The organism is Nostoc sp. (assembly GCF_036918245.1).
GTDB lineage: Bacteria > Cyanobacteriota > Cyanobacteriia > Cyanobacteriales > Nostocaceae > Nostoc.
Genome location: NZ_JBALEF010000027.1, coordinates 86,994 through 110,966 on the forward strand (window position 1 = coordinate 86,994; position 23,973 = coordinate 110,966).

20 protein-coding genes and 2 pseudogenes are annotated in these 23,973 nt (G+C 42.1%); 15 read left to right on the forward strand and 7 right to left on the reverse strand.

Features of this window, described 5'->3' with window-relative positions:
- Positions 1–74: 74 nt before the first annotated feature.
- Positions 75–1,457 carry a CmpA/NrtA family ABC transporter substrate-binding protein gene (locus V7L12_RS06170; protein WP_335083027.1) on the reverse strand — a complete coding sequence of 461 codons (1,383 nt, stop codon included), beginning with the start codon at positions 1,455–1,457 and terminating at the stop codon, positions 75–77.
- A 492-nt stretch (positions 1,458–1,949) separates the two neighbouring features.
- Here V7L12_RS06170 and V7L12_RS06175 point away from each other — a divergent pair, with 492 nt between their 5' ends.
- On the forward strand, positions 1,950–2,090 hold the full coding sequence (locus V7L12_RS06175) for a hypothetical protein (RefSeq protein WP_335083029.1): 141 nt from the start codon (positions 1,950–1,952) through the stop codon (positions 2,088–2,090).
- 137 nt (positions 2,091–2,227) lie between these two features.
- Here V7L12_RS06175 and argJ read toward each other — a convergent pair whose 3' ends face one another.
- Together argJ and gatB are read right to left on the reverse strand one after the other, a co-directional pair.
- Positions 2,228–3,469: a bifunctional ornithine acetyltransferase/N-acetylglutamate synthase gene (gene argJ / locus V7L12_RS06180; protein ID WP_335083031.1), complete on the reverse strand. Its 1,242-nt coding sequence runs from the start codon at positions 3,467–3,469 to the stop codon at positions 2,228–2,230.
- Between the two features lie 625 nt (positions 3,470–4,094).
- Complete coding sequence (gene gatB / locus V7L12_RS06185) at positions 4,095–5,570, reverse strand: Asp-tRNA(Asn)/Glu-tRNA(Gln) amidotransferase subunit GatB (RefSeq protein WP_335083033.1); 1,476 nt, start codon at positions 5,568–5,570, stop codon at positions 4,095–4,097.
- Between the two features lie 129 nt (positions 5,571–5,699).
- On the opposite strand from gatB, the gene V7L12_RS06190 reads away from it, so the two are divergent.
- From V7L12_RS06190 to V7L12_RS06200, 3 genes are all read left to right on the forward strand, one after another.
- Positions 5,700–6,065, forward strand: coding sequence for an AAA family ATPase (locus tag V7L12_RS06190; RefSeq protein ID WP_335083035.1), 366 nt, complete (start codon positions 5,700–5,702; stop codon positions 6,063–6,065).
- 298 nt (positions 6,066–6,363) lie between these two features.
- Positions 6,364–6,663 carry a hypothetical protein gene (locus V7L12_RS06195; RefSeq protein WP_335083037.1) on the forward strand — a complete coding sequence of 100 codons (300 nt, stop codon included), beginning with the start codon at positions 6,364–6,366 and terminating at the stop codon, positions 6,661–6,663.
- The gene (locus tag V7L12_RS06200; protein WP_335083039.1) at positions 6,660–7,169 is read left to right on the forward strand and encodes a PIN domain-containing protein; all 510 of its coding nucleotides are present in this window, start codon (positions 6,660–6,662) and stop codon (positions 7,167–7,169) included. The genes V7L12_RS06195 and V7L12_RS06200 overlap by 4 nt, the downstream gene beginning before the upstream one ends.
- A gap of 532 nt (positions 7,170–7,701) precedes the next feature.
- Here V7L12_RS06200 and purH read toward each other — a convergent pair.
- On the reverse strand, positions 7,702–9,246 hold the full coding sequence (gene purH, locus V7L12_RS06205) for a bifunctional phosphoribosylaminoimidazolecarboxamide formyltransferase/IMP cyclohydrolase (RefSeq protein ID WP_335083041.1): 1,545 nt from the start codon (positions 9,244–9,246) through the stop codon (positions 7,702–7,704).
- Between the two features lie 773 nt (positions 9,247–10,019).
- On the opposite strand from purH, the pseudogene V7L12_RS06210 reads away from it, so the two are divergent.
- From V7L12_RS06210 to V7L12_RS06235, 6 genes and pseudogenes are all read left to right on the forward strand, one after another.
- Positions 10,020–12,806, forward strand: a pseudogene (locus tag V7L12_RS06210) (calcium-binding protein); the annotation flags it as partial.
- 58 nt (positions 12,807–12,864) lie between these two features.
- Complete coding sequence (locus tag V7L12_RS06215) at positions 12,865–13,074, forward strand: hypothetical protein (protein WP_335083045.1); 210 nt, start codon at positions 12,865–12,867, stop codon at positions 13,072–13,074.
- Between the two features lie 167 nt (positions 13,075–13,241).
- Positions 13,242–13,847 carry an alpha/beta hydrolase gene (locus tag V7L12_RS06220; protein ID WP_442947872.1) on the forward strand — a complete coding sequence of 202 codons (606 nt, stop codon included), beginning with the start codon at positions 13,242–13,244 and terminating at the stop codon, positions 13,845–13,847.
- 155 nt (positions 13,848–14,002) lie between these two features.
- Positions 14,003–14,215, forward strand: coding sequence for a protein IsiD (isiD, locus tag V7L12_RS06225; RefSeq protein ID WP_094351471.1), 213 nt, complete (start codon positions 14,003–14,005; stop codon positions 14,213–14,215).
- Between the two features lie 117 nt (positions 14,216–14,332).
- Positions 14,333–15,544: a bifunctional phosphopantothenoylcysteine decarboxylase/phosphopantothenate--cysteine ligase CoaBC gene (gene coaBC / locus V7L12_RS06230; protein ID WP_335083047.1), complete on the forward strand. Its 1,212-nt coding sequence runs from the start codon at positions 14,333–14,335 to the stop codon at positions 15,542–15,544.
- 80 nt (positions 15,545–15,624) lie between these two features.
- Positions 15,625–15,910, forward strand: a pseudogene (locus V7L12_RS06235) (hypothetical protein); the annotation flags it as partial.
- Here the strand turns inward: V7L12_RS06235 and V7L12_RS06240 are convergent.
- On the reverse strand, positions 15,886–16,365 hold the full coding sequence (locus V7L12_RS06240; protein ID WP_335083049.1) for a DUF6985 domain-containing protein: 480 nt from the start codon (positions 16,363–16,365) through the stop codon (positions 15,886–15,888). The pseudogene V7L12_RS06235 and the gene V7L12_RS06240 sit on opposite strands and share 25 nt — an antisense overlap.
- 418 nt (positions 16,366–16,783) lie before the next feature.
- Positions 16,784–16,990: a hypothetical protein gene (locus V7L12_RS06245; protein ID WP_335083051.1), complete on the reverse strand. Its 207-nt coding sequence runs from the start codon at positions 16,988–16,990 to the stop codon at positions 16,784–16,786.
- Between the two features lie 86 nt (positions 16,991–17,076).
- Between V7L12_RS06245 and V7L12_RS06250 the strand changes: the two genes are divergently transcribed.
- Complete coding sequence (locus tag V7L12_RS06250) at positions 17,077–17,847, forward strand: lipoate--protein ligase family protein (protein WP_335083053.1); 771 nt, start codon at positions 17,077–17,079, stop codon at positions 17,845–17,847.
- A 160-nt stretch (positions 17,848–18,007) separates the two neighbouring features.
- Here the strand turns inward: V7L12_RS06250 and V7L12_RS06255 are convergent, their stop codons facing one another.
- Positions 18,008–18,508, reverse strand: a complete 501-nt coding sequence (locus tag V7L12_RS06255) for a helix-turn-helix domain-containing protein (protein WP_335083055.1) — start codon at positions 18,506–18,508, stop codon at positions 18,008–18,010.
- Positions 18,509–18,958: 450 nt separating this feature from the next.
- On the opposite strand from V7L12_RS06255, the gene V7L12_RS06260 reads away from it, so the two are divergent.
- The 4 genes from V7L12_RS06260 (at position 18,959) to V7L12_RS06275 (ending at position 23,784) form a co-directional block, all read left to right on the forward strand.
- Positions 18,959–19,249, forward strand: a complete 291-nt coding sequence (locus tag V7L12_RS06260; RefSeq protein WP_335083057.1) for an SH3 domain-containing protein — start codon at positions 18,959–18,961, stop codon at positions 19,247–19,249.
- A gap of 314 nt (positions 19,250–19,563) precedes the next feature.
- Positions 19,564–20,001 (forward strand): hypothetical protein, encoded by a 438-nt coding sequence (locus V7L12_RS06265; protein WP_335083059.1) that lies wholly within the window; start codon positions 19,564–19,566, stop codon positions 19,999–20,001.
- 177 nt (positions 20,002–20,178) lie between these two features.
- Positions 20,179–22,395, forward strand: a complete 2,217-nt coding sequence (locus V7L12_RS06270) for a peptidase domain-containing ABC transporter (RefSeq protein WP_335083061.1) — start codon at positions 20,179–20,181, stop codon at positions 22,393–22,395.
- Between the two features lie 6 nt (positions 22,396–22,401).
- Positions 22,402–23,784: an HlyD family secretion protein gene (locus V7L12_RS06275; RefSeq protein ID WP_335083063.1), complete on the forward strand. Its 1,383-nt coding sequence runs from the start codon at positions 22,402–22,404 to the stop codon at positions 23,782–23,784.
- The last annotated feature ends 189 nt before the right edge of the window (positions 23,785–23,973 follow it).

A 23,973-nucleotide genomic window follows, 5' to 3' on the forward strand; every position in this document is an offset into this window, starting at 1 on the left:
CTCCTGAAATTTTATTTGTTATTTGTCCGTTGTCATTTGCAAATAACTAATGACTAATGACCAATGACCAATGACTAAACACTTACCTTTTTAATTTTCAAACTCTTCAAATATTCTTCTGGCTTTTCGGGGTCAAATTTGATGCCATCAAAAAACTCTTCTACACCACGTGATGTATTTGTAGGAATATCAGCAGCAGCAATGCCAGCTTCTTTGGCAGCTTCTTTCCAAATATCTTCGCGATTGACTTTGTTGATAAGTTCTTTAGCCTTAGCAGCGTTATTGTCTAGGTAATCTTTTGGTAAAAATCCCCAACGAACATTTTCAACTATGAACCATAAATCATGACTCTTGTATGGATAAGAAACATTACCTTTTTCATCTTTCCAGTAGTAAGCAGCCATTGATTTATCATCAATTTTGCGACCATCACCCATGTCATATTTACCTTGGTATGGATCAGCCAATATTTCTGGTGAAGAAAGATTGAAATAATTTCGTCCAGCCAAAATTTTAGCCGCTTCTTTGCGGTTATCAAAATTATCTAGCCATTGTTGGGCTTCCATAATTCCTTTTAAAATTGCTTTGGTAGCCTTGGGATTTTTATCAACCCAATCGCCTCTGATGGCGAGGTATTCTTCAGGATGATTCTTCCAAATTTCTGCGGTTAATGCTGCTACGTAACCAATTTTGTCTTGAACAAGGCGATATGGCCAGGGGTCGCCTGTACTAAAGGCATCCATTGTTCCTGTTTTCATGTTGGCTACAGTTTGCGCCGCAGGTACTGTGAGCAATTTGACATCTGCATCTGGGTCTAAGCCGCCTGCTGCTAACCAGTAGCGAATCCACAAATCTTGGTTGACGTGGGGAAAGGTAAATGCAGCTGTGAAGGGTGTTGAAGATTTTAATTCCTTAAACAAAGACTTAGCGCTGGCGAGTTGTAAACTAATACCTTTGCCTTGGTGCTTGTTTGCGATCGCAATTCCATTTCCATGCGTAATTAATTGACATAATATATACATGGGAATTTTTTGATTACCCTTGGTAATTAAACCTTCTGTAATTAAATGTGGCATTGGCATCTGCCATTGACCGCCATCTATCCCACCACCGGCAGAACCAATTTCTACGTTGTCTCTAGCTGCACCCCAAGAAGCTTGTTTGGAAAGGTCAACATTAGTCATCCCATACTTTGCAAAAAATCCCTTTTCTTTAGCAATAATTAAAGGAGCCGCTTCTACAATAGGAATATATCCTAACTTGACTGTAGTAGTTTCTGGTGTTTGTTCGGGGCTAATATTAGCAACCAACTGAGCAGTTGGCTGTACTTGAGTGCTTCCACCAGTCAGGTTTTCAGGAGGATTACCCAAACAGCCTTTGAGCAATACAGCACCCGCAGATACTCCGGCTGTGAAGATAAATTTGCGGCGAGAAATTTGATTAAAAAATTCTGTCATAAATATTTCCTGAAAACGTAAATGTTATTTTTTATAGCTATGACAATTTAGGCAAAAAAACTTGTATTTCTTGCATTATTAATAATTAATCAAGCTATATTTGACCAAGCGATCGCAGCTATTTCATCAATAAAATAGCTACCTATATAAGAACTAGGTTAAATTATTGGCTCTGCTTTTCTAGTGTGATGCAGAGGTATCATTCACCTTGTTGAAATCAGTTTACAGCCTTTGAAGCCGAAATTGTTAACTTGAAGTTGGGATTTTTAAACAAATATTAGATTGGATGTATAAGGAAAAATTTATCTATCATCCTTAACTATAGGAATAATTTTTAATATATAAACTCTTCTTTATGAAGACTATTATGTTTACTTTATGATTGACTATTTTCACTTATTTTGTAACTTAAGTTTAGTAGTAATTTGTCATCTATAAGTTTTTGTTTATCACAACTATTATGTTATCCCTGTAATTTAAGGGCACACTGTGATGAGAGTGAGATGGGAAGGCTGGGGAAGTTGGAGGTCTAAGCAAATACCCCAAATAGATGTATTTATTATCCAGCGATCGCAACTATCTGCTGTTTCCAACACCAGGAAGAAACCCCGTCTCTTTAAGCAGCAGCCGTAGTTCTGCGTGACGAAGTTTAGTGTCCTTGTTGTTATTTGTAAGACTATTCTGATACCAATTCAATTAATGATTGCAACACATCCTTGGGTAAAGACGCGATGAATCGCGTCTCTACAGCGCAAACAATTGCGAGTAGTTCATGTAGTGTATTCGGCGTTAATCTTCACGTAGTCGTAACTCAAATCACAACCCCAAGCCTTACCCACACCATAACCATTGCCAACATTAACGGAGATTAACACCGTATCCTGTTGGAGATAAGCACCCACCGATGCTTTTTTCAAATAAGCACTTGCTGCTGCACGGTCAAATTGCAGAGGTTGTCCATTTTCTAACATTAAGAAATTTCCTAGCTTAATTTGCAGGTTTTCTTGCTCAAAGGGCACACCTGCACGTCCGGCGGCGGCAGCGATGCGTCCCCAATTTGGATCGCGTCCAAAGATTGCAGATTTAACCAAGGATGAACCAGCGATGGTTTTGGCTATTTGTCGGGCTGAGAGTTCATCATGGGCCCCTGTTACTTCCACTTCAATGAGACAGGTTGCGCCTTCACCATCACGAGCGATCGCTTTGGCCAAATGCTGGCAAACTGCTGTTAACATCGCCTCTAATTTCTCTGCTTCTGCGCCCCATTCTATAATTGCTGGGGTGCGAGATTGACCATTTGCCAAGGCAATTAAGCTGTCGTTGGTGCTGGTATCACCATCCACAGTGATGGAATTAAAGCTTCTATCAGCTGCCCTTGCTAACATCTGTTGCCAAAGGTGAGACGAAACCACAGCATCACAAGTCACAAATGCCAGCATGGTTGCCATATTGGGGTGAATCATGCCGGAACCTTTGGCAATGCCGCCAATTCGTACCGGGCGATCACTTATAGTTGTCTCTAGGGCAATAGATTTTGTTACCAAGTCTGTAGTGATAATTGCCCCGGCTGCGGCATCTGAGCCTGTTTCTGATAGTGCTGCTACTACCTTGGGAATTCCGCTTCGCAAAGCATCCATCTTAATTCTTTGACCAATCACACCAGTGGAAGCCAATAATACAGATTCAGACGAGATGTTTAGGGCTTGGGCTATTGCCAGAGCAGATTCTAGGGTATCAAGGTAGCCTTGAGTTCCTGTAGCGGCGTTTGCTTGTCCAGCGTTGCAGAGGATGGCACGAGCGCTATGTTTGGCTTGCAAGCGTTGGCGACAATATTCTACGCAGGCAGCTTTCACTTGGCTGGTGGTGAACACACCCGCTGCGATCGCTTCCACCTCTGAGAATATCAAAGCTAAATCTGGCAACCCCGAAGGTTTCAACCCTGCGGTAATTCCTGCCGCCTGATACCCCCTTGGTGCTGTGATGCCACCTGTTATTTCTTGCCAATCTGCCATTATTCTTCCTTACAACTATCAGGTTGGATAGGTCAATTTGTACTTTAGAAAAGTGCTGAGTTAGGAGAGACGCGATTAATCGCTTCTCTACAGGAGTTAGAAGTTAAGAGTTATTAGTTTTTCCCTACTTCCCCATTCCCCAGTCCCCAATCCCTTTTATTTGCTGATGGCAATAATAATGCACCAGTTGGCGATTGGCATAATTGTTTTTACCTTTCTTATGACGAAAAACAAAAACAAAAACGGAGAGCCACTTGGATTGCTCTGTAGATCGTTAAGATACATCTACTTCCTAATCTCTCTGATTTACTTTTTAAGGGTTAATACTTATTTATTGAGATTACTTCTCAACTTTTTTGAAGTTTATCCGTAAATACCGCGAAAATAAAATAAAAAAGAGAGCTACTTAGGCAGCTCTCCAGATCATCAGGGTGCATCTACTTACCACAGCATATCATTTTAGGTATGAGGGTTGTCACCAGCTTTTATATGAAGATTGTGTGAAGCAAGACCGGGAAAATACTTAGTTGGGGAATTGAGAATTGGGCATTGGGCATTGATTATTTCCCCTCTGCTCCTCTGCTCCTCCTGCTTCCTCACCCAGCAAAGTTAGCTTGACAGATCGCTAGGCGTTCAGTTTTTTCTCAACCAATTCGTTAGTCAGCTTAGGATCGGCACGTTTGCCTGTCTTTTTGAGAACTTGTCCGACAAAGAAGCCTTTGAGGTTAGTGTTACCGTTGCGATACTTTTCTAGTTCTTTGGAGTTGGCGGCTATAACTTCATCAACAATGGGTTCCAGTACGCTAGGATCGGTGATTAACTCTTGTCCGGCAAAGGCTTTTTCAGGAGAAATACCACTAAGCAAATCTGGCAACTTTTGTTTAGCTTGAGCATTGCTAATTTTGCCCGTTTCAATGCGAGTGATAATATCTGCTAAATTGGTCGGAGTCAGGGCGATTTGAGTAATAGTGAGTTTTTGCTTATTGAGGTGGGCTGCAATATCTTGAGTAATCCAATTGGCGGCAGCTTTGGGATTTGCTCCAGATGCGATCGCAGTTTCAAAATATTCGGCTATTGAATGATCTTCTGTCAACACTCGCGCATCGTAAGCCGAAAGTCCCAACTCACTTTCATAATGATGGCGTTTTTGAGCTGGTAGTTCTGGTAGTTCGCTACGCCATTGCTCTAATTGTGCATTTGACACCTCAATTGGTGCTAAATCTGGTTCGGGGAAGTAGCGATAATCGCTAGAACCTTCTTTTACGCGCATACTACTTGTGCGTTGAGCGCCTTCTTCCCACAGACGAGTTTCTTGGATAATGCGATCGCCTGCTTCGATGGCGGCAATTTGGCGTTCAATTTCGTAGTCAATCGCCCGTTGAATGGCGCTGAAGGAGTTCATGTTTTTAATTTCTACCTTGGTGCCAAATTCCTCTCGTCCCACTGGACGCACGGAAATGTTGACATCGCAGCGCAGAGATCCTTGTTCCATATTGCCGTCACTTACGCCGAGATACCGGACAATCCGGCGCAATTCTTCAGCATATTCAGCAGCTTCTAGTCCAGAACGCAGATCGGGTTCTGAAACAATTTCTACTAATGGGATACCTGCGCGATTGTAGTCTACCAGAGAATAGGAAGAACCAGAAAGGCGATCACTACCAGCGTGTACCAATTTTCCAGCATCTTCTTCCATGTGCAGACGTGTGATACCAATGCGTTTGCGAATAGGATTACCCTCAGCATCTACCAACTCAATTTCTAACCAACCATGTTCTGCGATCGGTAGATCGTATTGAGAAATTTGGTAATTTTTGGGTAAATCTGGATAAAAATACTGTTTACGGTCAAATTTGCTATATTTAGCAATTTGACAATTTAGTGCCAAACCAGCTTTGACAGCGTATTCTAATACTTTTTGATTGAGTACAGGTAAGACCCCAGGTAAACCCATACAAACCGGGTCAATGTTAGTATTGGGGTCAGAGCCGAATGCTGTAGAGCTATTAGAGAAAATCTTGGTGTTGGTACTCAGCTGACAATGGGTTTCTAAACCAATAATCGCTTCATACTCAGTTTTTACGGTCGTAGCAGTGGTCATAATATCAATAATTTGGGCATAATCCTTGTAGTGGTACTATTGTAGCGGCGTATTGAGTTGCCCTGAAGACGGTTATTTGGGTGAGTAATGCTTACCTCTTGAGGTTGAAAAGGGAGATGCACATCTAAGGTGAAGAAAATCTTAATCATTGGTTCTGGGGGTGCTGGTAAATCTACCCTAGCCCGCGAACTGGGAACCATCTTAGGTTTAGAAGTGATTCACTTAGATGCTTGGTACTGGAATCCTGGTTGGGTTGAGACTCCAAAAACTGAATGGCAGAGCATAATCCAAGACCTAACCCGACGAGAATCTTGGATTATGGATGGTAACTATAGCGGTACTCTCGACATTCGTTTATCGATTGCAGACACGGTAATTTTTTTGGATTTTCCCCGGCTTTTATGTTTGTCGCAAGTGATTAAATGTCGCTTCATGTATGCTAGACAATCTAGACCTGATATGACATCAGATTATCCTGAAAGATTGAACTGGTAATTTCTCAAATATATTTGGTCATACCCAATTATTCGTCGTCGTGGAATTCTATAAAAACTGAGTTAAGTAATGCTAAACCAGCAAGTTACTATTCTCCGCAAACCAATACAAATTATAGATTTTTTACAAAATGTTTTCCACTATTAAGATTTACTCAATTGATTTTTTTTAAAAGGATCTAAAAAAAATGATAAAGTAGATATTGTTATTTATGTGTTAATAAACTAACAGTCACTAAGGTTAAATTACTATAATAAAGTGTAAAATTAGCAAATTAGGTTAGGAAGTAATTAAAATTATGATTGATGTCAAAACAGCAGTAAACGCTGCATATCAATACATAAAATCCATACAAGACATCATGGGTTCTTCATTAGGAGATTTGAGACTTGAAGAAGTAGAACTTTCTGAGGATAAAAGCTTCTGGTTGATTACTTTAGGATTTGATATTCCTAAAAAACCTCCTAAAAGCCGATTGGAAGACTTAATTCCTATCTCTCTTGCTTCTACCCCTGTGTTGTATGAACGAGAATACAAACTTTTTAAAGTAAATTCTCAAACTGGTGAAGTAGAAGCAATGAAAATTAGACAAGTATGAAAGATGTAATTAATTCCTTAATTCGTCGTTATCACCAAAAAGGAATTTTAATTGATACAAATATCCTACTTCTTTACTTTGTTGGGACGGTCAATCGAGAAAGAATAACCCGATTTAATCGAACGCAGCAATTTATACCAGAAGATTATGATCTTTTGCTAATAATCATTAGCAAATTTCGGAAACTTGTAACAACCCCAAATATTTTGACTGAAGTCTCTAACTTTGTCGATAAACTTGTTGAACCTGAACGTTCTCAGTGCTTTGCAATATTTGCTCTATTTGTTCAAAATGTTGATATGTTGGATGAATACTATGTAAAGAGTTTAGATGCTGTTAATACTGAAAAATTTTGGAAATTCGGACTTACTGACAGTGGAATCCTGACTTTATCTAAAGGTAAGTATCTTGTACTAACTGATGACTTCAAGCTAGCAAATTATCTTCAGAGTGTAGAAGTTGACGTGATTAACTTTAACAATATTCGTGTCTTTAACTGGAAGTAAAAATATGTATGAAAATTGTTTTGGAAGCGTTAATTTCTATAATTTCTGTACGTAAATAAAAAAATGCCTGGGAGTGTTGCCGTGTTTCCACCCCAGACATTTTTTTATTCTTAACTTGCTCCTCACACACAAATAAACCATATCACTACTTCTATCAAATGGCAAGTATATTGAGTGACATTTTCAAAACTGCATAAGCAATCCAATTTCTGACAAATTAAAAAGCGCCTGGGAGTGTTGCCGTGTTTCCACCCCAAACGCTTTTTATTTTTAACTTGCTCCTCACACACGACTCAAGATTATCACTACCTCTATCAAAGGTCAAGTATATTGAGTGAGACTTTCAAAACTGTACAAGCGATCTAATTTCTGCCCAATTAAAAAGCGCTTGGGAGTGTTGCCGTGTTTCCACCCCAGGCGCTTTTTATTTTTAACTTGCTCCTCACACACAAATAAAGGATATCACTGCTTCTATCAAAGGGCAAGTATATTGAGTGACACTTTTAAAAGTGTACACCTTACGATCGCTAACTTAGTGTAAAAAGTGACGTACACCAGTTAAGACCATCAGCAAACCCAGTTCGTTAGCAGCCTTGATTGAATCTTTATCGCGCAAACTTCCCCCTGGTTGGACAATGGCTGTAATTCCTGCTGCTGCGGCTGTTTTAACTGAATCATCAAAGGGGAAAAATCCATCGCTGGCGAGAGTTGCACCTTTGGCTTTTTCTCCAGCTTGTTCTAGGGCAATCTTAACTGAGCCGACGCGGTTCATTTGACCAGCACCTACTCCTAGTGTAGTGCGATCGCTTGTCACAACAATGGCATTAGATTTTACATGTTTGCAAACTTTCCACGCAAACAGCAATTCGGCTAATTCGTCTGGTGTGGGTTGACGTTCAGTGACTATCTGCCATTGACTAGTATCAGCAATGATGTCATCGCTAGTTTGGATAAGAAAACCACCTGCGATCGCTTTCACTGTATCATTAGGGCCACTGCTCAAATCTGCTAAAGTCAAGACCCGCACGTTAGATTTTTTGGCAAGAATTTCTTGAGCTTCTGCATCACAACTTGGTGCAACCACACACTCTAAAAATGTTTTAGTTAACTCGCTAGCTGTAGCAGCATCAATCGGACGGTTGAGTGCGACAATTCCACCAAAGGCGGAAGTAGAATCTGCATTGAAAGCTTTTTGGTAAGCTTCGGAAATTGTGCTTCCCAGTGCCGTACCACAGGGATTTGTATGTTTGATAATCGTTGCGGCTGGGGTATCAGTGAACTCAGCAATAATTCGGCGTGCGGCTTCTAAATCAACTAAATTATTGTAACTAAGTTCTTTCCCTTGCAGTTTTGTCGCAGCTGCCCATCCCGTTGGAGTAGCACCAATTTGATACCAGACGGCGGGTTGATGGGGGTTTTCGCCGTAACGCAGAGATTGTAATTGTGTGCCGCTAAGGGTGTACTGCTCTGCTTCTGCGAGATAAGATGCGAACTGACAAGTCAGCGCTTGCGCTATCGCTTGATCGTAACTAGCAGTATGCGAAAATCCTTTTAATGCCGCCTTTTGCCGAAACTCCAGGGATGCTACGCCGTTATTTTGCCGCAATTCTTCCAAATACTCGTCATACTGTGCTGGATCGCATAATACAGCGAGATGGGCGAAGTTTTTCGATGATGCCCGTAGCATTGCTGGCCCACCGATATCAATCTGTTCAACGGCTTCAGCTAATGTTACCCCTGGTTTAGCGATCGTTTCCTCAAAAGGATATAAATTCACAACTACTAAATCAATCGGGCGAATTTGGTTATTTTCTAAATCTGTAATATCTTGGGGAACGTCTCGCCGCGCCAAAATTCCGCCGTGAATCCGGGGATGAAGCGTTTTGACTCGACCACCTAAAATTTCTGGTGAACCTGTGTAATCTGCAACTTTGGTAACAGGGAGTCCCGCATCTTTGATTGCTCGGGCTGTTCCCCCACTGCTGATTAAATCAAAGTCAAATTCTTCAACCAAGCTACGGGCTAGGTCAATTAAACCGGTTTTGTTAGATACACTCAGCAGGGCTAGACGCACCATCGATCAATTCCTTAAAAGTAGGCTGGAAGCAAAGGATCTTAAGTTTTACATAAGCCTTCGTTCACTTCAAGACTTTTAGGAATCATTCTGAGATCCAGTAGTGACGTGGTATCGAAAAAAGGTTAACAGGTTCTCCGTAACTCCTTTGACATTGAAAAGTTTGGGCTAGCAAAAAGAAGAAGGTGGATAACTACTTAGCGATGCTACATTTCGCTTGTTTGGATTATTTTTTAACCCGTTTTGGTTTTCGGATAGGCTCTGAATCTATAAATTTATCAGCAAATAATATGAAGAGTATGCAAAGGTTTTTATTTTTATATAGACATCTAAGTAAATATTCGGTATTGAGTTATTATCGGGTTATTTAGATATATTTCTATTTTCAAGCTAAACATCCACAAGCAATAACCCACAACGACCTTCATTAATTTGTATAGTGTGTAAGACTTAGGTAATACCAGGTAGTTAGATAAGTGCTACGTAAAAGCCAATCAAAGGGAGAATTCTCAAAGAAAAATTCGTAACCCTCAAGGGTGACATTAAAGAATAGACCTCTTGCATAAATCCAAAATAAGAACCCCACCCCGCCAAAGCTACGCTTTGTCTCCCCTCCCCGCTTGCGGGGAGGGGTTGGGGGTGGGGTATTAGGGACTTTTGCAAGAGTAATAATGTCGAAACGTCAACATTTGGCTAATTTTTGTGCGTTCAAATAGCACTAACTGCAACTTGAGAACTTAATTTACTCAAAAAATCAATTCAGGTAAGAAAAAGTTATGGCAAATATCATTGGAACCAACGGGAATGATACCCTACTAGGGACTAACAGCGACGATACAATTAACGGTAATGGTGATACTACTACCTCAAGCGATCAGGACAACGATCTTCTGACTGGTGGCGGTGGCAAGGATAAATTTATCTACAACTTAAGCTATCCTTACTCTAATAGCAACATCGATACTATTACTGATTTCGGTGGCGTGGGTAAGGGCATAACTCCCTCAGCAGCAGTTATTGCTGAAGTGGATACCATCCAATTCGGCGATGGTTTTACTGCCCAAAATCTGCTGCTTACTCAGAATGGCAGCAATCTGGAAATCACCTTTGAAGTGGGCGCTTATTCACCGTACGCTTATCCAAAAATCATTCTTCAAAACTTCAAATTAGAAAACCTGGATAATCTGCCAGCAATTTCTTCACGACCTGCTATTGGCAATATCCTGTTTGATGGACAAACCAGCATCACCGACAATTTTGATGTGTTTAATGCCAACTCTACTCAAACTAACCTGTTCAACAAGAACACTGTGACATTCCTCAATGACCTTGACAACAACATTATAGGTTTAGACAACTCAAATGATGTGGTGAATGGTCAGGCGGGTAATGACAAAATCGATGGTTTGAGTGGTAACGACCTGCTACGCGGTGGTACGGGCAATGATACTCTCATTGGTGGTAAAGGGGATGACTCACTTCAGGGTGGTGAAGGGGATGACTTACTTAAAGGTGGTGAAGGAAATGACTCACTTCAGGGTGGTGAAGGGGATGACCTCTTGTGGGGTGATGCAGGCAATGATAACCTCTTTGGTGGTACAGACAATGACACCCTTTTTGGTGGTAGTGGCGACGATCGCCTGGATGTTGGTTCTTCAAATCTTGATCTTTTTGTAGGAGGCAATCACCTGCTCTCTGGAGATAATGGCAACGATACTCTTTCTGCCTCAGGCTATGAAAATCGCGCCGCGAACAACTATTACTCCTCTGGTAACAATACCCTCAACGGTGGCGCTGGTGACGATTATTTGATTGTTGACTTTTCAAAAGGCAATAACCTGTTGAATGGTGATGACGGCAACGATACATTCTTCTACGACTTCTCCTACGACTACAATGGCAGTAGTCCCAATGATACGATTGATGGAGGTAAAGGTGAAGATTTATTGTACTATAACACCAAAAACAATTTTTACTATGATACGACTAGGAAGGGAATAACTTCGACTTTTAATCCTATTACTAATATTGGCTCAATTACGTTAGGCACGTCACTGGTTAACTACAAGAATATTGAGCGATTAAATATCAAAGGTACACAGTACGATGACTTGATTGTGGGGAGCAACGGCAATGATACGCTCAATTCGGGCTTGAGTGGCAATGATACGGTATATGGGGGAACAGGTGACGATTTGTTGATCGTCAATGACGCGAGTGGCAATGATACGGTAGATGGGGGAATAGGTGACGATGTGTTGAACCTCGATGACACAAGTGCTGCCGGGGGAATTACTTCGACTTTCAATCCTACTACTAATATTGGAACAATTACGGCAGGTACGAGACTAGTTAACTACAAGAATATTGAGCGATTAAATATCAAAGGTACACAATACGATGACAATATTGTGGGGAACAATGGCAATGATACGCTCGATCCGGGCACGAATGGAAATGATACTGTAAATGGGGGAATAGGTGACGATTTGTTGAGCTTTTCTACTGATGCTACCGAGGGAATCATTTCGACTTTCAATGCAAATACTAATATTGGAACAATTACGGCAGGCACGAATCGCGTTAGCTACAAGAATATCGAGCGATTAAATATCTTAGGTACATCCTACGATGACAATATTGTGGGGAGCAATGGCAATGATACGCTCGATCCGGGCTACGGCTACAATGCCAATGATACAATAGATGGGGGCACAGGTGATGATTTGTTGTCCTACAAAGGTGGCGAGGGAATCACTTCAACTTTCGATACTACTACTAATACTGGCTCGATTACATCAGGCACAGATCAGGTTAGCTACAAGAATATTGAACGATTAAATATTTCAGGTACAGAGTACGATGATTTGATTGTGGGGAGCAATGGCAACGATACGATAATAGGAAACTATTCTTTCGATGGCGGATCTCGTGAACCTTATACGGTTGAGCTTATTAGTGGCAATGACACAATAGATGGGGGCGCAGGTGACGATTTGTTGATCGTCCACGACAAAGATGATTTCGGGGGCAAGGGAATCACTTCGACATTCAATGCAATTGCTAACGAAGGATCGATTACGGCTGGCACGAATCAGGTTAGCTACAAGAATATCGAACAATTAGATATCACAGGTACACAGTACGATGACAATATTCTGGGGGGCAATGGGAATGATACCCTCAACGGTAATGGTGGCAATGATATCCTTATAGGTGGCAACGGTAACGATAGCTTAATTGGAGGATCTGGTACTGATACCTTTGTTTTCAATAGTTTCAATGAAGGCATTGATAGAATTTATGACTTCAACGCGACTAATGAACTGATTCGGGTATCGGCTGCTGGTTTTGGTGGCGGGTTATCAATCGGTTCACTTCAGACAAGTCAGTTTAGCATCGGAGCATCTGCAACCACTAGCACTCAGCGATTTATTTACAACGATGTTACAGGTGCATTGTTCTTTGATCGAGATGGCAGTGCGAGTGCTTTTACTCAGGTACAATTTGGACAACTTTTAAGTGGGTTGTCACTAACCAAAAACAATTTTGTGGTTGTTTAATCGTGATTAGCGCTCTATCACTCTAAGTAGAGAAAGTAGAAAATAGTCGGATTGCGAGGTGTCTAAAATAGTAACTCGCATCCGATTTATCAATGCAATTATAGCGAGCGATCGCGTCTGGAGTTCTTTACCAGAGAAAGTTTGTAAACAATATTGCTACTCCCGTCCTAAAAACATTCGGGTGCGAAAAACTACAGAAGCCTCATTGGCTGGCTTTAAAATAAAGTCTTCTTGGCGCATCATGATTCCACTACTATCATCGGTGTGAATCGCGGTTCACTCAAAACTGCCGATTTGTGTTTTCCATAAATTACTTGACGACGTAGGTATTCTTTAGGCAAGCAGCAAATGCCGCTAAATACTAAGTCCACTTGAAGAGATAGGATCTATGTACAAAAGTAGAATTTTAGGAGTAAACCTCTGTCTTTACAAGCTATTACCGTTCCCACAGCCACTTCTCAACCCCCAGCAGGCTTAATTGTCACTTTGCATGGCTGGGGTGCTAATGCAGAGGATGTAGCATCTTTGTTACCCTTGCTCAACTTACCCGATTACCAGTTTATATTGCCTAATGCACCTCTTCCTTATCCCTATTCCCCTATAGGGAGGGCATGGTATGACCTGCGGGTAGAAAATATGTATCAAGGTTTGGCAGAAAGTCGGCAACTGCTAACAGATTTCTTGGAATCTTTAGAAAGTACCACTGGTATACCTTTGTCACGTACCATTTTGAGTGGATTTTCTCAAGGCGGAGCAATGACTTTAGATGTCGGCTCAAAATTGCCCTTAGCAGGTTTAGTTGTCATGAGCGGGTATTTACATCCTGACGCACTAACGGCAGCTAAAAGTGGGATTCCGCCGACTTTAATCACTCACGGTAAATATGATGAAGTTGTGCCCCTGCAAGCTGCTTTGAAGGCACGAGAAACTCTAAAGTCTCTAGGAGTGGCAGTAGAATACCACGAATTTGATATGGGGCATGAAATAGATCCAAAAACGTTAGAGGTGCTACGAAATTTCGTTGTAAATACAATTGCTTAGTCAGGATTACGAATTTTTTATAAATTCTGGTACAAATTCTGACAATTTTCACGAACTTAATGACTTCTAATGAGTAATATATATTGGGTGGCTGTGAAAGAGCGCAACTTAACCCATGCTGAAGGCGAGTGCTGGATAAGGGAGGGGCAAGTATTATGACAACTCTAAGCATTTCCCAAAAAGAAATTGCTGCCATGAGTGCAGTAGAAGTAGAAGAACTAGCTACACGTCTGGAACTGGATAATTATAGTAATGCTTTTGAGGGTTTAAATGATTGGCATCTATTGCGAGCGATCGCATTTCAGCGTCCAGAGTTAGTTGAACCCTATATCTACCTCTTAGACTTGGAACCTTACGATGAAGCGTAGTTGAGGTTGAGAGTTAGGAGAGACGCGATTAATCGCGTCTCTACAGGAATTAGGAGTTGGAAATTAATATTCGTAACTACTTGCTCCTAAGTTACTACTTACTCCTAACTTTTTACCATGACTAATCCAAAATTGAACAGGGTTCTCATTGGTGTAGGTGGCGGTATCGCCGCCTACAAAATCTGTGAACTGGTTTCGACGCTGTTTAAAACCGGGGTGGAAGTCCGAGTCATCCTCACTCGTTCGGCGCAAAAATTTATCACGCCTCTGACAATAGCCACTCTATCTCGTCATCCCGCCTACACAGATGATGATTTTTGGCAACCAACTCACTCTCGTCCGTTGCATATTCAGTTGGGTGAATGGGCAGATGTGATGGTAATTGCCCCTTTGACAGCTAATACATTAGCAAAATTAGCCTACGGAATGGCGGATAATTTACTCACAAATACCGTGCTGGCTTCTACTTGCCCCGTGCTGTTAGCACCCGCAATGAATACTGATATGTGGGAACAGCGATCGGTGCAACGGAATTGGCAACAGTTATTGACAGATAGCCGATATCATGGAATGAGTACAGCATCAGGGTTATTAGCGTGCGATCGCATCGGTGCTGGTAGATTAGCAGAACCTCCAGAAATTTTGGCTCACATCCAATCGTTGTTACACACTCAAGGCAAACGAGATTTAGCAGGTAAACGAGTGTTAATTAGCGCTGGGGGAACGCGAGAGTTTCTTGACCCAGTGAGGTTTATTGGTAATCCTTCCACAGGTAAAATGGGATTGGCACTATCTCAAGCAGCACTTCACCGAGGGGCAAACGTTACTCTGGTACATGCCCCAGCTAATTGGGATGTACCATTGGGAGTGCAAGCGATTCCCGTTGTTAGTGCAGACGAAATGCAGCACGTCATGGTGGAATGTTTACCCAAGGCTGATGTAATTGTGATGTCAGCAGCCGTGGCCGATGTGAAGCCACGAGATTATAGTACAGAGAAATTGCCCAAGCGATCGCTCCCCCAAGCTTTACCCTTGGAACCCGTACCGGATATAGTCGCCCAATTAGCAGAACTCAAACAGTCACATCAAATATTAATTGGTTTTGCAGCACAAACTGGAGATATTGTCAATCTTGCATTAGAAAAATTACAGAAGAAAAAATTAGATGCGATCGTTGCCAATCCCATCGATCAACCTGATAGTGGTTTTGGGAGTGATAATAATCAAGCCATATTTTTAGATAGTCAAGGAAATCAGGTAGAAATTGCACCTTGTTCTAAATTAGAAATGGCACATCAATTATTTGATTTTGTCATCACGGAATTTTAGATTTTCAATTTTGCGGGAAGTAGGGATAATTGATGAATTGCCCCTACGTGAAAATCTTTCTTTTCGGCTATTGTTTGCATAAAATTCAACAACATACGTCCTGTAAAGCACTGCCTCATCCAAGAGATGAAAATCTGCGTCGATTGCGTCAAGTTGATCGCAAGCAATGTAAACAAGAGAGCGGCTATCATCGACGTTCTTTGTCTGAAACTGCTATGTTTCGGCTCAAGGTAATTTTTAGAGGCCAGTTACGACGACGCTTTTTTGAAAATCTTGCCGTCCTTGTTATTTCTTCAATGTGCTGCCCTCATAAATGCATCAGCTCACAAACAAGATAGTTTTTACCGTCCTGTTTCACCTATCTGATCTGCATCGTCTGCTACTCCATTGCGAAAGCGCACTTCTAAGCCGTGTTCTGGCTCCCAGTCACACTCAGCTATCAACTCAAAAGTAGCAATATGCAGCTCATACTCAACGTGGGGCGGCACATAGATATATGAGAAAGTCACCTGATCCCAGATCTGAATGGGATTAGCCAGCGGCGGCATTTCCAAATCTCCCATCATCTCACGATATACATCATAATTTTGCAGCACCAGAGGAGTAGTGATGCGTAACACATCGGGTGGCAAGGCTAGAGCTTGCCGAATAGCTTCACGCTGAAGCGATGAAAGTTCGCCAATCTGCCCCTGTTCAAAATCCACACAAATCCGTACACGGCGATCGCCCAAAACAGCACATTGTGCTAAAGTCCATTGGTTATCTTCGATTCTCATCTGTCCAAACTTAGCATCGTAGTAACTCCTTGGGGATTTCATCATTTTCAGGTACTACCTTTATTCATCAAAATTATGAAAAAATATGTTTATCTTTGTTCATAGTTACATATTCTTGCTCAGGCCCTTACTAGTAATATCCCTCTTGTGTCACTCTCCGAAAACTTTTGCCATTTCTGAATTTTAGAGCTTTTGTATACGAAGCGATGGCTTTGCCCGCCGCAGGCATCGCAAGATTTTTCCTAATAACAAATACAATATAGCGGTTCCCATTCAGATGCGGTACAATATTATATCGCGGGGTGTAGGGGCACGGCAGTGCCGTGCCCCTAGGGGTGTACCTCACGCAAACGAGAAGCGTTATAACCAAGTTTTTATAATAGGATAGCTTGTATTGATTGACTGATAAAGCTTCTAGAGATTTCCCTCCCGGAAAGTGACAGAAGAGGGATATTTCAGGTTGCTAGGAATTGTTTGCCAAGGCTAGTTGCAGAATGCCAGTTAGCCAAGACTGATTGCTTTGTGCGTGGTTAGTCTGTACGGGTAGCGCCTGAGCGATCACTTCACTTGCGGCTGGCCAAAAAAGGTTGGTAAAAAACAAAGTCATAGCCAGTACCAGAGTAATTGCGGAACGGATCGCGAACTGAGAGATCATTTTGATGAAATTCATGAACAGATTTTTCCTGATCATCTGAAACAAAAGTATTATTAAATACTGGTATTAGGATATCAATATCTTTCCAGAGTCCGAAACCGATGAAACAACTAGCAACAGAATCACCATCCACCTGGCGTTTCGTCCCAATGCTTCAGACATCAGGAGCAGTGCAAATGGCGATCGATGCTTGGTTGTTCAACCAATGCGAAAACGGACAACACCCGCCTACCTTGCGTTTTTATACCTGGTGCCCCTATGCTCTCTCCTTGGGACATCTGCAAAAACAATGGCCTACCGAGTGGCATAATCTGATTTACCAGGGACAGCCACTCGATCTAGTTCGTCGGCCAACGGGAGGTCGAGCTGTTCTCCACCAAGGAGATTTAAGCTATGCCCTGATTACCTCAGCTAGTACTGGAAAAAGCTGGGGTATTTATGAAAAAATCTGTAACTTTTTGATCCAAGGCTGGCAAAAGTTGGGTATTGAGTTAAGTTATGGTTCTGCTGGACGGGGTTACATTCATAATCCCAGTTGTTTCAACACAGCAACAGCAGCTGACTTAGTTACTGCCGATGGAAGTAAATTTATTGGTAGCGCCCAACGTAAGGGAAGAAATACCATTCTTCAACACGGCTCGATGATTTTGTCTACAGACAAAGGTTTATTTCAGGAAATCTTTGAACAACCGACTCCGTGGAATACCTCACTTTGCAACACACACCAAGAGGATGGCTGGATTCTCAAGATTGTGGATACATTGACAGAAACGGCAAAACAGTATTTTGGCATAGAACTAGTTACCCAACCATTCACCGAGCTTGAATGGCAAGATATTCTCAAATTGCGATCGCTGTATGAAGTGCGTTAGCGTAGCTCACCGTAGGTATTGCCTATTTCAAAACTTTAGTACTTTCTAAACTTCCTCTTTGTAAGACTTTTGTACTATAAAGTTGCGATCGCATTGTGCCAGTTGCGTAAGTCCTGGAAGTTTTATTCAGCAATTTCCCTACAAAGTCAACACCCTACCTCTAGGCTCGGTATGCGATGCTAAAATCTTTTTGGTGTGAGGTTTTTTGGTTAGTTGTATTGCCTTTTGGTCGGGTGGAAAGCCCCATTTCCTTGAGCAAACGGTTAATGTGGCAACTGCTGACCTTAATTCCCAATTCTTTTGCTAAATGCTTGCTTAACCATTGTGCTGTCCAGCGTTCAAATGAATAGCCAACAAGGCGCGGACTATGGCTTACCAATTCTTTCAAGCGAACGAGGTATTGCTCACTCACAGTTTTAGGCCGTCCCATCAAGCGATCGCTCCATTTTTGAGCCTGTCCTGTTTGGGCGATCGTAATCCAGTAGCGTGCAGTCTCTTGAGAACATCCCAAAGCTTCACAGATTTGAGCCTGAGATTCACCTGCATCGCAAAGCAGCATAATTTCAATGCGACGGCGGTATTCTGGACGTAAGTCGGTTCCTAAGCTTTTCAGTAGATATCTGCGCTGAAAAGGTGTTAAGCAAAGACCTGGATTTTCCATAACGATTCTCCTTGGTAGAACTTGCACTCTTTGGAAGTTCGTTTAGCTTCTTTGCGAACCTCTGCTTACTTATCGGAATCAAAAGTCTATGAATTCCACAACTTGTTACAAAACTTCATAATTATCCAGTGAATTAGCATAAGTACAGCTTTTTAAGCCTTGGCGTACTGAAAAACCAGAAAGGAAAAAGATATAGCCTCTGTTTTAAATTTCATGATTCTGAATAGTCAAAGGAGGTTATAACACTTGAGTTTGGAAAACCAAAGTATTTTCTCAATACAAAATATTTGAATAATGAAAACGTAAGTCATTGATTTATGCATAAAAAATCAGCTTTTAAGCCTTGATTTTATAGATTTAATCTTAGAAGATATAAATGGAGTTAGACAAGACATCACTAATTCCACATCAACATCAATCTAAGAAACTCTAATAACAGAGAAGGAGAAAATGATGGAAACGCTCAACTATCTTGATAATGAATTCCTAATTGTTGAATTGAAACCTGAAGAAGCAGAAACTATGCAGGGAGGGGTCGGGCTGGCCCGGTACACGACTAAGGGTGTCTCTAGTTACTTAAACATTCGTTCTGGACCGAGCACCAACTACAAAGTTGTTGGTCGCTGGTATCCCGGTCAAATAAATTACTTACAAGTACCAGCTATTCTGAAGAACGGATTCCGTAAAGTCGCTTTTGATGTGAATCAGTGGGTATCGACGAGGTACATTAAGCCGGTATAGGCAGACACTCAAAAATCTAAGTTCAAAGTTGAACACTAGCTTTAACCTGAAGCAAAAAATCTGATTACACCTGTAGGGGCGTATAACCATCGCTCCTACATGAAATTTTTTATGTTCAAAAACAAATTTGGAAAATCAAAGTATTTTTTTATATAAAAGATTTGAATAATGAAAACATAAGTCCTTTAGTTATGCAAATAAAATCACTTTTAAACTCTTGACTTTATAGATTTAATCTCAGAAGCTTTAAGTGGAATTAGACAACTTTTCACTAATTCCATTTCAATATAAATCTGAAATGAAGGAAAGTGACAATGTTAAACACCAAAGAATACTTCAAACAAATTGATGCAACTCTTGCCGTTAAGGAAGTTGATAATGAGACTGCTGCTTTAGACTCTCTGCTTGAAGAAATTTCAGATGACAAGTCTGCTTCTGTAGCAGGAGGAGCGGTAAAAGATTTCAGTGGCACACTTACGAATGGATTTGGGATATTACCAACGCTGTATAAAACTACCAGCAAATTCAACGACATTTCAATTCGACTGACTAAGAACCCTTACGACTTGTACGTTTATGCCCCGCGCCCTAGCGGTGGTCAGGTGAATACTTATGACAGGTTTATTCCTGCAAACTACCGTGGTGTCATCACTGTCGCGGCGAACGTGAAAGATGGAACCTCTTTCCGGCTAGGCTTTTATTCTCCATCGTCGTCAGCTACGTTTAAAATAGCAGGGCGAACAACCTTTTAGCAAGATGGTTTCAGGTTTTTACCGTTAGTCTTGTCCGACTTTTGCACTAACGAATTTAATTAAGTTGACCTACTTACTCATTTTTGAGTTGAGTCAACACCTCTAATCATTTTGAAAATTAGCTCTGGTCGGGGCTTTCACCCCGACTCACTTTCTCCTATGCGTAAGTTCTAAGTTATGAAATACCAAACTGTACTGCAACACAGTGAAGAAGACTGTGGTGCTGCTTGCATTGCCACTATTGCCAAACACTACGGACGCACCTTTGCCATTAGTCGAATGCGGGAAGTAGTTGGTACAGGATCGCGGGGAACCAGCCTGCTGGGTTTGAGGCGGGGTGCAGAAACTTTAGGATTTAATACGCGTCAAGTCAAAGCCTCTGCACAACTACTGGATCAATTAAATAAAGCCCCTTTACCCGCCATCATTCACTGGAAAGGCTACCACTGGGTCGTTTTATACGGGCAAAAAGGGAAAAAATATGTAATTGCTGACCCTGGTGTAGGCATCCGCTATCTCACCCGCGAGGAGTTGAGCGAGGGGTGGGGCAATGGCATCATGCTGCTGCTAACGCCAGACGATAGCCGCTTTTATCAGCAATCAGACGATAAAATTGGTGGTTTTGGGCGTTATCTGATGCGGGTTTTACCCTATCGCGCTATTCTGATCCAAGCGATCGCAATTAACATCGTCATTGGGCTACTCTCCCTTGTCTCTCCATTGATGATGCAACTGTTGACCGATGACGTACTCGTGCGGGGAGATACCCAACTGCTATCCGTGGTGGCAATTGGAGCGATCGCAATGAATCTATTTAGCAGTGCGATCGGTTTGGTACAATCTCATCTAATTGGTCACTTTGGTCAACGACTGCAATTAGGACTGATTCTAGAATACGGACGACAACTGTTGCGTTTGCCCCTCTCGTACTTTGAAGGACGGCGCAGTGGGGAAGTAGTCAGCCGGATTGCCGATGTGAATCACATCAATGAGCTAGTTTCGCAAATTGTCCTCGGTTTACCCAGCCAATTTTTTATCGCCTTGGTTTCTTTGGGCTTCATGCTCTTTTACAGTTGGGGGCTAACTTTGGCTTCCCTGGCTGCCTTTATGATTGTCACCTTTGTCAACCTGCTTTTTCTCCCAGCTTTGCGCCAGAAAACCCGTAATGCGATCGTCTTGGGTACAGAAAACCAAGGCTTTCTCGTCGAAACTTTTCGCGGTGTCCAGGTACTAAAAACTACCCAAGCCACTCCCCAAGCTTGGCAAGAGTATCAGGCGAATTACGGTCGGCTTGCTAACTTGGGCTGGAGTACGATGAAGCTGGGTCTTTACAGTGGCACAATTACTAATATTATTTCTACTTTTACTAGTATTGCCTTACTGTGGCTAGGCTCCTACCTGGTAATTAATCGTACTTTGAGCATCGGTCAGTTGCTAGCGTTTACTGGCATGAGTGGCAACTTTCTCGGCTTTTTGGGTTCAGTCATCGGCTTAGTTGATGAATTTATCACTGCCCAGATTGTCATCCAACGCCTGACGGAGGTGATTGATGCTACCCCAGAAGACGATAAAGACGAGAAAAAGCCTTGGGCAGAACTGAAGGGCAATATAGATATTACTTGCACCAACCTTAATTTCCACCACGCAGGTAGAGTTGACTTGCTGCAAGATTTTTCGCTGATTATCCCTGGCGGTCAAGTCGTTGGTCTGATTGGTAAATCCGGTTGTGGTAAAAGCACTCTCGCCAAACTGCTTGCAGGTTTATATTTCCTCCAATCTGGCAATATCCGCTATGGCATCTATAATCAGCAAGACCTCTCGATGGAATGTCTGCGGCAACAGGTAGTGCTAGTACCTCAAGAACCTCACTTCTGGAGTCGCTCAATTATTGAAAACTTCCGTTTCAGCTATCCTCAAATCGCCTTTGAACAAATTGTGCAAGCTTGCGAGATTGCTGGTACAGATGAGTTTATTAGTAAACTGCCTGATAAGTATCAAACTGTTTTAGGCGAATTTGGCGCGAATCTTTCTGGTGGACAACGACAGAGATTAGCGATCGCTAGAGCTATAATTACTGACCCGCCGATATTAATTTTAGATGAATCTACTGGCGCTCTCGACCCAGTGAGTGAAGCCAAACTGCTAGATAGGCTGCTTTCCCATCGACAGGGCAAAACCACAATTATGATTAGCCATCGCCCCAAAGTCATCGGGCGGGCTGATTGGATTGTACTGCTGGAAGAAGGGCGTTTGAAAATCCAAGGCACTCCAGAGGCTCTGCGCCATCAAGCTGGTGAACACTTAGACTTTTTAGACGGTGTTGACCCATTTACAAATGGTTTAGTGCCTAAATCCTCTAACTCCAACGGGAAATTCAGCACAATCAGTATATAAAACAACATGATTAGCCATTCTAACTCAGACTACTTGCCTCCAATTCAAGACAACGAGTTTCTCCCGCCACTTGGTCGTTGGACTACTTGGGGCGGACTAGTTCTTGTCTGTGCTGTGGGGTTAGGTGTTCCACTCGCCTCTATTACCAAATATAAAGTGACAGTTAAAGGACAGGCACTTGTCCGTCCTGCTGGTGAATTGCGGCTCGTGCAAGCTGCTACCGAAGGTCAGGTGACGCGGGTCTTTGTTGCAGAGAATCAAGTTGTCAAAAAAGGGGATGTGATTGCCACTATTGACAACTCGAAGCTACAAACCAAAAAGAGCCAACTGCAAAGTAACATTGGGCAAAGTCGTTTACAACTGTTTCAAATCAACGCCCAAATTAATGCCATTAATAGCCAGGTTTTAGCTGAAACTGAGCGCATCAACCGGGTTATTGCTGGTGCTGAAGCTGAATTAAGCGGTCGCAGCCGGGACTATGAAGATAAACTTATTACTACCGCTACTGATGTTGAAGAAGCGGATGCCAATGTCAAAGCTGCGGATGCTAGTCTGAAAGCAGCCCAGTCAAAGCGAAATCGTTATGAGACTGTAGCTAAAGCCGGAGCCTTGTCTCAAGATCAATTTGAGGAAGCACAACTAGCTGTTCGCCAGCAAGAACAAGCACTCTCTGCTGCCAAAGCCAAATTGCAAAATGTCCAAACTGCCCTCAATCCCAGTAACGCACAAATAGCGATCGCTTCTCAACGCATTGCCCAAGAAAAAGCTACAGGTCAAGCCAACATTGCTACTTTAGATAAAGAACGCCAAGCTCTAATCCAGCAACGAATTGAAATCCAAAAACAGCTAGAAAGTGACACCCGCGAACTCCAACAGGTAAATATCGACCTCAGTCAGACTATAATTACTGCCACAGCAGACGGGATTATTTCTAAATTAAACCTGCGAAACTCCGGTCAAACAGTGCCTGCTGGACAGGAGATTGCCCAAATTGTCCCTGGTGATGCTCCCTTGGAGATTAAGGCAGCAGTAGCACTTCAGGATAAAAATAAATTGAAACAAGGTCAAAACGTACAAATGCGGGTTTCTGCCTGTCCTTATCCAGACTACGGTACTCTCAAAGGCACAGTTAAGACGATTTCCCCGGATGCGCTTGCACCTCAAGGGAATGCTGCTAATGCCACTGACACTACATCTGCCAACCAAAAGATAGCAGCCGTTGGTGCGTTCTATGAGGTAAGAATTGAGCCAGAAAGCCTTTCTCTAGGTAGAGAAAAACATCAGTGTACTATTCAATTGGGAATGGAGGGTACGGTTGATATTATTTCTAGAGAAGAGACTGTGATGCAATTCTTTCTGAGGAAGGCGAGGTTGATTGCAGACTTGTAGCGCGATCGCATTGTAACTATTCGTAATTATTTCTAGCAATCCTACCGTGGGTTTTCTATCTATCCTTATAAAAAGGTGTAGTTTTATTTCTGGTTATTTAAAGGTTGCAATGTATAGAATGACGCGATGCAGTCCGCGTTGGTGCTGGAAATTAGCACTGGGAAGTTGGTTGGTGATGGGTAGTGCGAT